This is a genomic window from Streptomyces sp. R11, from assembly GCF_041051905.1.
GTDB lineage: Bacteria > Actinomycetota > Actinomycetes > Streptomycetales > Streptomycetaceae > Streptomyces.
Genome location: NZ_CP163432.1, coordinates 7,148,937 through 7,161,038 on the forward strand (window position 1 = coordinate 7,148,937; position 12,102 = coordinate 7,161,038).

General features: G+C 70.2%; 12 protein-coding genes. 5 read left to right on the forward strand and 7 right to left on the reverse strand.

Translation table 11 applies throughout. The features are described 5' to 3' along the window. Positions 1-151: 151 nt before the first annotated feature. The 4 genes from AB5J55_RS32945 to AB5J55_RS32960 form a co-directional block, all read right to left on the reverse strand. Positions 152-1,147: a substrate-binding domain-containing protein gene (locus tag AB5J55_RS32945; RefSeq protein ID WP_369274094.1), complete on the reverse strand. Its 996-nt coding sequence runs from the start codon at positions 1,145-1,147 to the stop codon at positions 152-154. 242 nt (positions 1,148-1,389) lie between these two features. Then, positions 1,390-2,211, reverse strand: a complete 822-nt coding sequence (locus AB5J55_RS32950) for an SAM-dependent methyltransferase (RefSeq protein WP_369274095.1) — start codon at positions 2,209-2,211, stop codon at positions 1,390-1,392. Between the two features lie 220 nt (positions 2,212-2,431). After that, entirely contained in the window at positions 2,432-2,857 is a 426-nt protein-coding gene (locus AB5J55_RS32955; RefSeq protein ID WP_369274096.1) for a DUF6114 domain-containing protein, read from the reverse strand. After that, positions 2,857-3,549 (reverse strand): DUF6230 family protein, encoded by a 693-nt coding sequence (locus AB5J55_RS32960; protein WP_369274097.1) that lies wholly within the window; start codon positions 3,547-3,549, stop codon positions 2,857-2,859. The genes AB5J55_RS32955 and AB5J55_RS32960 overlap by 1 nt, the downstream gene beginning before the upstream one ends. A gap of 670 nt (positions 3,550-4,219) precedes the next feature. On the opposite strand from AB5J55_RS32960, the gene AB5J55_RS32965 reads away from it, so the two are divergent. Then, the gene (locus tag AB5J55_RS32965; protein WP_369274098.1) at positions 4,220-4,861 is read left to right on the forward strand and encodes a Tat pathway signal sequence domain protein; all 642 of its coding nucleotides are present in this window, start codon (positions 4,220-4,222) and stop codon (positions 4,859-4,861) included. An 18-nt stretch (positions 4,862-4,879) separates the two neighbouring features. Here the strand turns inward: AB5J55_RS32965 and AB5J55_RS32970 are convergent, their stop codons facing one another. Continuing rightward, entirely contained in the window at positions 4,880-5,827 is a 948-nt protein-coding gene (locus tag AB5J55_RS32970; RefSeq protein WP_369276360.1) for a lytic polysaccharide monooxygenase, read from the reverse strand. 424 nt (positions 5,828-6,251) lie between these two features. Here AB5J55_RS32970 and AB5J55_RS32975 point away from each other — a divergent pair, with 424 nt between their 5' ends. Then, a complete protein-coding gene (locus AB5J55_RS32975; RefSeq protein ID WP_369276361.1) occupies positions 6,252-8,054 on the forward strand; it encodes a S8 family serine peptidase in 1,803 nt (600 codons plus the stop codon). Positions 8,055-8,174: 120 nt separating this feature from the next. Here AB5J55_RS32975 and AB5J55_RS32980 read toward each other — a convergent pair whose 3' ends face one another. Further along, entirely contained in the window at positions 8,175-8,852 is a 678-nt protein-coding gene (locus AB5J55_RS32980; protein ID WP_369274099.1) for a ScbR family autoregulator-binding transcription factor, read from the reverse strand. 179 nt (positions 8,853-9,031) lie between these two features. Here AB5J55_RS32980 and AB5J55_RS32985 point away from each other — a divergent pair, with 179 nt between their 5' ends. From AB5J55_RS32985 to AB5J55_RS32995, 3 genes are all read left to right on the forward strand, one after another. Beyond that, complete coding sequence (locus tag AB5J55_RS32985) at positions 9,032-9,973, forward strand: ScbA/BarX family gamma-butyrolactone biosynthesis protein (protein WP_369274100.1); 942 nt, start codon at positions 9,032-9,034, stop codon at positions 9,971-9,973. 71 nt (positions 9,974-10,044) lie between these two features. Then, complete coding sequence (locus tag AB5J55_RS32990) at positions 10,045-10,692, forward strand: ScbR family autoregulator-binding transcription factor (protein ID WP_369274101.1); 648 nt, start codon at positions 10,045-10,047, stop codon at positions 10,690-10,692. A gap of 31 nt (positions 10,693-10,723) precedes the next feature. Then, entirely contained in the window at positions 10,724-11,911 is a 1,188-nt protein-coding gene (locus AB5J55_RS32995) for a damage-control phosphatase ARMT1 family protein (RefSeq protein ID WP_369274102.1), read from the forward strand. 28 nt (positions 11,912-11,939) lie between these two features. Here the strand turns inward: AB5J55_RS32995 and AB5J55_RS33000 are convergent, their stop codons facing one another. Next, positions 11,940-12,101, reverse strand: coding sequence for a hypothetical protein (locus AB5J55_RS33000; RefSeq protein ID WP_369274103.1), 162 nt, complete (start codon positions 12,099-12,101; stop codon positions 11,940-11,942). Position 12,102 lies beyond the last annotated feature (1 nt).

Genomic DNA, 12,102 nt, shown 5'->3' on the forward strand with positions numbered 1-12,102 from the left:
GGGTCAGCGCGGAAGCGGAAGCGGGACGAGCGCCAGGGGTGGCGGCGTGTCCGGTACGTCACAGGGGATGCGCTGGATGCTATCCGTACAAGTGAGCGCATGTGTCACGCGTGACCGAATCTTTGGCGACACCATCGGGGGGACCGTCCGGTCACCGGGTTCCATTGGCGGCGAACTTCGCGACCGAGGCGATGTTCGCCCTGGTGACGAACGCCGGCCCGGTAAGGACGGGCGCCTCGCCACCGCCGAGGGTGTTGCCGTTGGTCCTGTACAGCCACAGCGAGTCCACCGCGAGGTAGCCCTGCAGATACGGCTGCTGGTCGACCGCGAACTGCACGTCCCCGGCCTGGACCGCCTTGACCAGGTCCTTGTTGAGGTCGAAGGTCGCGACATGGGCCTTGGAGCGGGCCTCCTCGGCCGACTTCACCGCGGCCAGCGCGAACTGTGCGCCGTTCATGACGACTTCGTCGATGCTCGGGTCCTGTCTGAGCCGCTTCGCGACGGAGGCCGTCACCGCGTCCATGTCGGTGCCGTCCACGTAGAGGTTCTCGGTCTCGCCGCCGAAGGACTTCTTCACGCCCGCACAGCGCGCCTCCAGGGCGACGTTGCCGCGCTCGTGGATGACGCACAGGGCGTGTTTGGCCCTGAGGTCGTCCAGCTTGTCGCCGACGGCCCGGCCCGCGACGCTCTCGTCCTGGCCGAAGTACCCGACCAGACCCGCGGACTGCCAGTCGTCTATACCTGAGTTGAGGCCGACCACCGGTATGCCGGCCGCCCGCGCCCGGGCGACGGGACCCGTCATCGCCGTCGGCTTGGCCAGGGTCACCGCGATGCCGTCGACGTTCCGGCTGATCGCGTCGCGCATCAACCCGGCCTGGCCGGCCGGGTCGGAGTCGCTCGCGAAGGTCAGGTCGATGCCGTCCTTCGCGGCCGCTGCCCGGGCGCCCTTGTGGACGAGCTCCCAGAAGGCGTCGCCCTCGCCGCCGTGGGTGATGAGGGCGACCTTCAGCCCTGAGGAGCCGGCGGCGTCCGCGTCCGACGCCTCGTCGGTCCCGCCGACGGCGGAGCAGCCGGCCAGGAGCAGACAGGCGGCGGCCGTGAGGGCCGCGACGCGAGTGAAAGAGGGGGAGGGGGGTGGGGTCTTCATGAGGGTGCGGCACCTCGCTGTGCGGCCGAGCCGTAGGAACGAACGAGAGGACGGCCGAAGTCGACCGGGGGGTTCTCCGACCGGGTGAACTCTCGCTGGGGCGGAGCCAATCGCGTGCGACCACCGGTAGTCAAGTGTGCAACAACAACGCGTGAGTTGTTGCTCCCACATCGTGATGAACCGCTGGCGGGAGGGTGGGCGGCCGACCGGCCCGCCCGCACTGCTTGCGCTCGCAAACCGGGTCAACCCGCCTTGCGGGCGAGCGCCCCGTACATCGCGATGTCCTCGTCGCGGAACACCTCGGTGCCCGTGCCGTCCGGACGCCACTTGTGGACCTGGACGATGCCGGGCTCCACGTGGTCCAGACCGGTGAAGAACTCCTCGGCCTCGGCGAGGGTGCGCAGCCGCATCGGCATGCCCCGGGTCGCGTACTCCCGGGCGACCCGGCCGACCTCGTCCGGCGCGAACTCGGCGGTGCCGATGGACATCGCCAGGTAGCTCCCGGCGGGCAGCGGCTCCAGCAGCCGCCGGACGATCCCCACGGCGTCGTGCTCGTCCAGCATGAAGTGCACGATCGCGATCACGGTGAGCGCGACCGGCTCCCCGAGATCGAGGGTCTCGCGGAAGGCCGGGGCGTCGAGGACGGCCGCGGGGTCGCGCATGTCCGCTTCGACGTACGCCGTCCTGCCCTCGGCCGTGCCGGACATCAGCTCCTTCGACAGCGTGAGCACGAGCGGATCGTTGTCGACGTACACGACACGGGCCTCGGGGCTCACCGACTGGGCGATCTCATGGATGTTGGGCGACGTCGGAATCCCGGTCCCGATGTCGAGGAACTGCCGTATCCCCGCCTCCTCGGCGAGATACCGCACGGCCCGGTTCATGAAGTCCCGGTTGGCCCGCATGTGGACGGGCAGCGCGGGCCACTCCCGCACCATGGCATCGCCCGCGTCCCGGTCGGCGGCGTAGTGGTCCTTGCCGCCGATGATGTAGTCGTAGATCCGGGCGGAGTGTGCGGTCTCGGTATCGATACGGTCGGCGGACACGGGGCCTCCGGGCAACATGGGCACAGGCTGGTTCACCCCGCAACTACTCGGCGATACCGGGGAGTTGGCGGTCAGGACACCAACCTAGGGGCGCGGGGAACTGCGCGACCAGCCCCCACGAACCCGCATCCGCCGAACTCCGCCGATCCCCACGGCGCTCCGGCGCAACGGCACCACGACCCACGCCCCGGGCCTGCGAGCGCAGGCCGGAGAACCCGGTTCAGGCGGGCTCCCCGACCTACTCGACGGCCGCAGCCGCAACGCCTTCCTCCCGCCGCTGCCGCAGGCGCCTGCGCTTACGAGGTTCCTGATCCGGCAGCCAGCCAAAGGCAAGGCAACTCCCAGCGACCCCCAGCAGGAGCCCCACGAAGAAGCCCCCCAGGTTGGACGTGGGCCAGGACCCCAGGGAAACCAGCACCCCGGTGATCGAGTAGAAGAGCCGCTGAGCCGGATTGAACAGGACCAACAGCCCCAGCAGCAGCATCAGCGCCGGCAGCAGATACCCCGCCAGCCCCTGCATACCGACATGAAGTACGACCTTCAAGGACGCCTTCATCGTGAGCAGAATCTCCGCCCCGCCCAGCGCGAGCAACACCCCGCCCCAGAACGGCCGGTCGGCCCGCCAACGACGGAAGGCCGACCGGAATCCCGAACGCTGCGCCATCAGCAGCCCTTGCTGCTGAAGCCGAGTTTCAGCCCCGGAAGCTTGAACACGCCCGCAGTGGTCGCGTAGTTGGTCTGCCGCAGGTTCGCGATGCGCACGGTGTCCGCCTGCTGGCTGAAGACGCCGATCGGCCCCTTCACTCCGGCCTTGGTCAAGGTGCTCGCGTCGTTGCCGATCTCGATGTTGTTGAACGCCGCGTCACCCGACAGTTCGGTCGAGTCGGTGGTCAGATCGCTCGCGCTCACCTTCTCCGCTCCGCTGCCCGCGGTGATGAGCAGGTTCGTGCCGCCGAGGTCGACGCTCTGGCACAGCTTCGTGAGCGTCGCGTTCTTGATCGCGGAGGTGACGACCAGCACCTGGCCGCCGGTGTCCCCCTCGTTGGGGCTGCCCGGCGCCATGTTGTCGAGGCCGCCGAACTGCTCGAACCCGGTGCCGTTGAGCTCGGTCGCGGTGACCGTGAAGGGCATGCCGGAGATCGCGAACTGCACGCCCAGCGCCCCCTCGGCGGTGAGTACCGCGAGGGCACCGGCGACCAGGGTGGCCGGCACCGCCATCACTGCGGCCCGGCGGGCCCGGACCCGCCCGCGTCCGGTGGGGCCGTCAGTGGGTTCGGATGCCGCCGGCGCGGAACCGCTTTCCTGGTTCTCGGGGGTGTGGTCGGCGGACGAGGTGACGTCCGAGGACGAGGCCATAACTGCTCCCAGATGCAAAAGTGCGGGTAGGGCATCAGCGGCACGTTGTCCTGGCGCGGACAGCGCCCACGGCGCACGCCCCTCGCAACTCCCGGCGGGTGCAAGGGCTTTCTCGTACTCCGCAGTAGCCAGCCCGGAAGTTACCGGTGGTTACACCTGAGGGTCAAGGCGGTTGTGGGAAAAGAGTGTTGATTGTGCGTCACCTGTGAGTCCGCTTCCTGCGCGACTCCCCCGGAAGCCTCGGAGAGCGCCAACGCGAGCAAGTAACTCCCTTGCCACGCCTTGACGTTGACTGACACTCAGGTCTACAACTCTCCCTGGCTCCCCCCTGGATCCGTGGCGCCGGATCCGCCGTCGCGTGGCCCGTGGCCCGCGTTCCCGGACTTGAAGTCCTTCACATTCCGCGAGATCACTCCACGGCGCCGTGACGGTCGCTTCCCCCTCGGTCCGTGCCGGACGTCCTCCCCGCCCGGTCCGTCCGGAGCCCTCCCCACGGGCTCCGGCCGGTCACCGGTCGGCTGTCGTTGCCGGTCCGTGTCGTACGGAGAAGGCGTCACGGACCGGCAACGGCGCACACCGACGCTCGAACGAGCCCTCCACACCGAACCCCCTGAGCCGCGCAGCCGCCCTCAGGGCACACCCCCCGCAACGAAAGTCGAGGTACACCCGCATGCGCGCACGCACCCTCCTCACCCTCGCCGGCACCGTCGCAGCCCTCGGGCTCGCCGTCCCCGCCTCGGCCGCCGACACCCCGGTACTGACCACCACCGACGGAGCGGCGGTCGCGGTCGGCGCCGTGCTCGACGCCAACCTGGCGAGCGGCACCGCCGCCACCTTCTACTCCAGCGCGACCGGCACGAGCGGCATCTCCTGCACCAAGTCGGCGTTCTCCGCCACCGTCACCGACAACCCCGCCGCCCCCGGCACCGCCACCGAGTCGCTGACCTCCCACACCTTCGACACCAGCGGCTGCACCGCCAACGTCACCGGTGTGCTCGGCGTCAGCGGCATCACCGTCGACAATCTGCCGTACACCACCAGCGTGTCCTCCGACGGCACCGTCACCGTGACCCCGGCCGCGGGCTCCGCCGTCCAGTCCACGGTCAAGCTGCGCACCCTGCTCGGCACGATCACCTGCGTCTACCAGGCGCCCGGCCTCTCCGGTACGGCGAGCAACGCCGACAACAGCATCGCCTTCACCAACCAGCCGTTCACCAAGACGTCCGGTTCGTCGCTGTGCTTCAGCAACGCCTACTTCACCGCCAAGTACGCCCCGGTGACCAGCTCGGGCCTCGCCGTCGACGTCAACTGACCGCCGTTCGGCGGGGATTCACCGCCGACGCAGACGCAGGACGAGGGCGGCGCCGCCGGTGAGCACCAGTACCGCCGCGGCGCCGCCCGCCAGCATGGGGGTGGACGGCCCCGAGCCGGTATCCGTGCTGCCGGAGGCCACCGGAGTGCTGTCGCTCTGGGGCTGGGCGGACACCGGGGCCTGCGGCGGCTGCTGGGACGTGCGCTGTTCGGCAGCCGGCGAAGGGCTGCTGTCCGTGCGCTTGTCGCCGCCGCTCGGCGAAGCCGTCGCGGAGCGCTCGCCCTTGCCCGCTGAAGGCGTCGCGGAGCCCTCGCCGCCCTGCTTCTGCGCCTGCGGGAACACCACGTCGGAGCACGAGTAATAGGTGTCCGGCGTGCTGCTGTTCTGCCAGATCGTGTACAGCACATGGTGCCCGGTCCGGTCGGACGGCAGGGTCGCCCGGATCCGGTACGCCCCGTTCGTCAGCGCCGGGTCCTTCACCACCGCGAACGGCTGCTCCGCGAGGTCGGACCAGGCGAGCGGCTTCGTCGGGTCGTAGCCGGGCTTGGTGAGATAGAGCTTGAAGGTGCCCGTGTGCGGGATCGTGGACACGTACCGCATCGTCAGGGTGGACCCCGGCGCGAGTCGGGTCGACGGCCAGTCGGAGCGGGCGAGGTCGAGGCCCCGGTAGGCGGGCAGTCCGCCACTGCACAGCTGTCCGTCGGGAACGACCTGCCGGTCCCGGCCGTCGACATTCGCGATCCGCAGATTGTCCCAGGCCGTGAAGGGCGCGCCGTTCGAGGCGATCGCCGCCCGGCAGGCCGGCGTGGACGCGCTGCTGCCGTCGGGGGAGCAGGCGTACACACGGCTGGTCGGATCCGTCGGCGCACCGTGCGCATGGGCCGGGCCCGCCGCCCACACCGTGAGCAGCAACGGCGTGACGGCGGCGGCCGTCAGAGCGGTGCGATGCGATCTCATCCAGGGCATCCGGGACATCCGGAACGTCTCCTCGGCCGGTGCGGAAGGGTCCTCGTGCAGTACGGGAAACCGGCTCGGCGCGTTCAGTGCGCGACGAGTCGGGCAAAGTCCGCCAATACCGGTCAACCATGCGACGTAGAGGGTGGGTTTCCGGCCGGATCGAGGGTTTCCCCTGTATCCGGATGACCAGCTCTTTGCCTATCGTTCGACCACAGCCGCCCCACAGGTAACCCCGAACGGGGCGTAGCTCGCGCCAGGCCGGCCGCCGCGCCACCGCACTACGCACTGCCCCACCTGCGTTCGTTGCACCGCCCCGCCTTGCCGTATTGCCCCCACCTGCCCACCCGGTGGACCCCCCGCCGCTTCGAGGACGAAGCGAATCGACCGCCGCTCCGCGCTGCCCGGAGTACGGCCGGCCATGAAAGGCAAGCCCTTGCGTACCTCCACACCCCTCAGACGGAAGCTGATATCCGTCGCCGCGGTCTCCGCCGCGCTCTTCACGGCCGCCACCACCACGGTCGCCGTGGCTCAGGATTCCCCCACCAGGGAAGCCGCCGCCCGCGTCCCGGCGGCCCAGACCGAGGCCGCTCCCGGCACCCCGGCCGAGCGTCTCATCGTCGGCTACAAGTCCGGTGCCGCCGAGGCCAAGTCGAACAAGGCCGCCGAGTCCGACGCCGCCGCCAAGGGCAAGGAGGCAGGCGAGGACCTCGACTTCCAGCGCCGCCTCGGCTCCGGCGCCGCCCTCGTCGACCTCGGCGAGAACCTCACCAGGACGGACGTCGCCGACGTCGTCGCCGAGTACCGGGCCGACCCGCAGGTCGCCTACGTCGTACCGGACCGGCTGAACAAGCCGCTGGCCACCCCCAACGACACCGAGTACGCCAAGCAGTGGGACCTCTTCGAGTCCACCGCGGGCATGAACGTGCCGGGCGCCTGGGACGTCGCCACCGGCAGCGGCGTGACCGTCGCCGTCATCGACACCGGTTACGTCACCCACTCCGACCTCGGCGCCAACATCGTCGGCGGCTACGACTTCATCTCCGACACGGCGGTCTCCAACGACGGCAACGGCCGTGACAGCAACCCGGCCGACACGGGCGACTGGACCACCGACGGCCAGTGCGCCGCCGACTGGGAGGCCTCGCCGTCGTCGTGGCACGGCACCCACGTCGCGGGCACCATCGCCGCGGTCACCAACAACGGCAAGGGCGTCGCGGGCATCGCCCATGGCGCGAAGGTCTCCCCGCTGCGGGTCCTCGGCCAGTGCGGCGGCTACGACTCCGACATCATCGACGCCATCACCTGGGCGTCCGGCGGTACGGTCTCCGGCGTCCCGGCCAACGCCAACGTCGCCAAGGTCATCAACATGAGCCTCGGCGGGGGCGGCGCCTGCACCACCGCGACCCAGAGCGCCATCAACGCGGCCGTGAACCGCGGCACCACGGTGGTCGTCGCGGCGGGCAACAGCAACGCCAACGCCGCCAACTACTCGCCGGCCAGCTGCAGCAACGTCATCAGCGTGGCGGCCGCCGACCGCCAGGGGAACCGCTCGTACTACTCCAACTACGGCTCGGTGGTCGACATCGCCGCTCCGGGCGGCGAGACCAACTCCGTCACGGCCAACGGCATCCTGTCCACGCTGAACTCCGGCGCCCAGGGCCCGTCCTCCGAGAGCTACGAGTACTACCAGGGCACCAGCATGGCCGCCCCGCACATCGCGGGCCTGGCCGCGCTGATGAAGTCGGCCAACGCGTCGCTGACCCCGGCGCAGATCGAGTCCGCGATCAAGACCAACTCGCGTACTCTGCCCGGCACTTGCTCGGGCGGCTGCGGTGCCGGCCTGGCGGACGCGACCAAGACGGTGCAGGCGGTGAGCGGCGGCTCCACGGGGGGCACCACCTTCACCAGCACGTCCGCCGTGTCCATCCCGGACAACGGCTCCGCGATCGAGTCCTCCATCGCCGTCAGCGGCCGCAGCGGCAACGCCCCCTCGGCCCTCCAGGTCGGCGTGGACATCACCCACACCTACCGCGGTGACCTGGTCATCGACCTGGTCGCCCCGGACGGTTCGACGTACCGCCTTAAGTCCAGCTCCTCGGACTCCGCGGACAACGTCAGCGCCACCTACACGGTGAACGCCTCGAGCGAGACCGCCAACGGCACCTGGAAGCTGCGCGTCCAGGACACGGCGGCCCAGGACACGGGCCGGCTCAACAGCTGGAAGCTGACCTTCTGAGCGAACGGTCACCACAAGCGGGCGGGCCGGCCGGTGCGGATGGGGCATCGGCCGGCCCGCCGTTCGTCAGGGCACCGACCGGAGTGACGGAAACCGTCACTCCGGTCGGTGGTTGTGCACTCAGCGTACGGACAGGTCCATGTCGGTCTGCTCGACACCGGCTTCGCCGAGAGTGGCCAGGACCCGAAGCCCGCGGTCTGGCTCGCGGTCGATACCGGTCAGCAGACCCGGCACCGCGACGCTCGGCAGGATGTGTCCCCACAGGACCGAGATCCGCTCCGCCAGATCCTCCCGATCGGTCAGCGCCAGGGACATCAACTGGAGCCCCGCGAACGCCCCGACCAGCAGCTCCACCGTCTGCCTCGGTACCACGGTGGGCAGCAACTCGCCCTGATCACGGGCCTGTTCGAGCAGCCCGACCAGATGGTCCGCCCACTGCCGGAAGGGCGCGGCGTCGTCGACACCGGGCGGAGCGCTCTGGTCCACGGCCAGCCGCACACTGCCTTTGAGTAGGGAGTTGCCGATCAGCCGCTGCCCGAACACGAAGGTCATGTCGACGAGTTCCTGCAGCTTGCACGGCTGCGGCGGCACCGCGCCGAACGGCATCTGCTCGTCCAGCACGGCCTGGGCGAGGGATTCCTTGGAGGGGAAGTGAAAGTACAGGGCGCCCTTCGTGACCTCGGCCCGCTCCAGGACCATCGAGATGGTCGTTGCCGCGTACCCGTGCTCGTCGAAGACCGCGCCCGCGGCCTCCAGAATCACCCTCCGCGTTCTGATGGCGCGCTCCTGCCTCGCCATAACAGCCCCTCCGCCGCGCCGAGTCGACCTGTGCGCCGGGCGTGCGCCGGAGCGGTTCGGGCACGGCCGGGCGACCCAAGGCCGCATTGAAAACAAACCGGTCGCCTCGTACTCTAACGCTCGCGGCACGGGCACCTCGCCGTCGTCAGCGCACACACGGGGGGACCCAAGGAGGGGACATGCCTCATCCGCGGCAACTCGCCACGACTCCACTCACTGAGACCCCGGTGGCACCGCAAGGCCTGACCGCCACCGTACCTCGCCAGCTCGTCCACCGTGCCTCGGTCGCGGAAACGTTTCTCACCGGTGCGACCAGCACCGAAGCGGACCGGTTCACCGTCTTCGCCGAATGGCCGCGCGCTCACCATTTACACGTGTCGCCGGACCGGTCGGCATACGAGCCGCTGCTCGTCGCCGAGACCGTCCGCCAGGCCGGCACACTCATCGCGCACACCGGCTACGAAGTTCCGCTGGGCCACCAGTTCGTGCTCACCGAACTGCGGATCACCACGAGTCCCGAGCGCCTGGCCATCGGCCCGGCACCCGCCGAACCCGTCCTCCACATCACGGTTTCCGACGTCACCCGCCGCGGCGGCCGCCCGGCCGGATTCCGCTACGACGCGGAGATACGGCTCGGCGGCCGACGCGTCGGGACCGCACACGTGGCCGCCACCTGGGCCAGCGCAGCCGTCTACCGCCGACTGCGCGGCGGGCGCACCGCGGCCACCGTGTCCGTGCTGCCCGTCCCTCCCGCTCTGCCGCCCTCTGCCGTGGACCGCGCCCTGCCCGCGGACGTCGTCCTCGCGCCGGCCGAGCTCCCCGACCGCTGGCAGCTGCGAGTCGATACCGGCCATGCTGTTTTCTTTGATCATCCACTTGATCATGTGCCCGGCATGCTCCTGCTGGAAGCCGTCCGCCAGGCCATCCGGGCCAGGACCAAAAAGTCCTCCCGCAGGCCTGCTTCCTTCCATGCCGTCTTCCACCAGTACGCCGAACTCGACCTGCCTCTTTGGATAGAGGCCGTGGATGAACCGGGTCTGGACGGCACCAACGTGCAAGTCGTGGGACGGCAGGGAAAGTCGACGGTTTTCGAGTGCGGGGTGGGCACCGAGGAGGCCTGAGCTATCGTGTACGGGGAGTAAGAAACAAACGGCGCGACCCGTTCTTTTCCGGCCCCAGGAGAGTTCAGCTGATGGCGAGGCAGTTACGCGCGGAACAGACCCGCACCACGATCCTCACGGCCGCCGCCGAACTGTTCGACCGTCACGGCTATGAATCGACAAGTCTCAGCGACATCGTCGAGCACGCCCAAGTCACCAAGGGCGCCCTGTACTTCCACTTCGCGGCTAAGGAGGACCTGGCCCAGGCCATCATGGAGCTCCAGTCCCGCGCGTCGCGTCAGGTCGCGGCGGAGATGGACGGCCGGGGCTACACCTCGCTGGAAGCCCTGATGCGCACGACGTTCGGCATCGCCCGGCTGTCCGTCGAGGGGCCCATCCCCCGGGCCGGTCTGCGTCTCGCCACCGGGGGAGTGGTGATACGGCCGCCCCTGCGGCACCCCTTCACCGAGCTGCTGGACATCACCACCCGCAAACTCCTCGCCGCCGCCAAGGAGTCCGACCTGCACCCGGACATCGACGCCGAGGCCGCGGCCAACTCGCTCGTGTGCTTCTTCGTCGGCACCCGCGTCGTCGGCCGCTCCCTGGAACCCGTCACCCGCCAGCCCCGCAGGGTGGCAGAGATGTGGCACATCATGATCCGCGGCCTGGTCCCGGTGCCCCGCCGGGCCCGCTACCTCACCCTCGCGACACAGCTGGAGCGGGAGATCAGAGCCGTATGACAGGCCTGACCCGCGCGATACGGTGACGCGTATGCCCGAGAGGTCCGACACCCCGCCCGCGCCCGTGCTCCTCGGGAACGAACCCGGCTCGTTCCCGCACAGCGTCCTCGCCGAACGGCACCCCGCGATCATCCGGCAGGTACGGGAATCCTTCCCCTACGGCCCCGAGCAGCACCGTGCGCTGGACGTGCTCCTGGCGAGCTGCACCAAGGGCGTGATCGAACCGCTGCCCGCCGACGCGCACGACCGGGACCGCTGGACGGCCTGGGACGCCGACGCCCACGCCGGCCGGTCCTGGTTCGACGTACCGTGGCTGTGGTCCGAGAGCTACTTCTACCGCCAACTCCTCGAAGCGGTCGGGTACTTCACTCCCGGCCCCTGGCAGGGCATCGACCCCTTCCGCCCCTCCAAGGCGGCCGGACTCGGCGCCCCGGAGACGGACGAGGAGCTCGCCGCCCTCGACGACCTCGCGGACCGGCCCGCCGACGAACAGGACCGGGCCCTGCTGCACGGCTCCCTGTGGGGCAACCGGGCCGACCTCGGTTTCCGCCTGTCGGCCGGACCCGACGAGGCCTCCTCGGACACCCCGCCCCTGGTGGCCGACGACAGCGACACCCTCTGGTCCCTGCTCCCGCCGTCCGGCTCCGCCACCCTGTGTCTGATCGCCGACAACGCGGGCCGCGAACTCGTCCCCGACCTGCTCCTCATCGCCCACCTCCTCACCCAGGGGCGGATCGGCCGGGCCGTCCTGCACATCAAGGCGTACCCGTACTACGTCTCCGACGCCACGCACGCCGACGTGCTCGACGCCCTGCGCCGGCTGACGGCGGCGCAGGGCGTGGCCGCGTCGTACGGCCAGGTCCTGTGGTCGGCGATGACGGACGGGCGCCTCACCGTCCGAGCCCACCCCTTCTCGTGCGCCCCGCTGCCCTACGCCGCGATGCCCGGCGACCTCCGCGACGAGCTCGCCGCGGCCACGCTCACCATCGTCAAGGGCGACCTCAACTACCGGCGCCTGGTCGGCGACCGCCTCTGGTCGCCGACCACACCGTTTGCCGACGTCACCGCCTACTTCCCCGGCCCGGTGGCCGCCCTGCGCACTTTGAAGTCCGATGTGATCACCGGCCTGGACGCCCGTACGGAAGCGGCGCTGGTGGCGGCGGAGGGCCAGAAGTGGCGGACAGGCGGGACGCATGCGCTGATCCAGGTGCGGACATGACGACCCCGCGCCGTCGCATCGCTTCGGCTCAACCGATCCGCACCGGCAGGGACTTGAGCCCGTTGATGAAGTTCGACACCAGCCGCTTGGGCTCTCCCGCTGTCCTGAGGACGGGCAGTACCCGCAGGACCTCCCGGTAGAGCACCCGCATCTTCGCCGGGCTGCGCCTGAGCCTGTCCCTCTCCCTCATC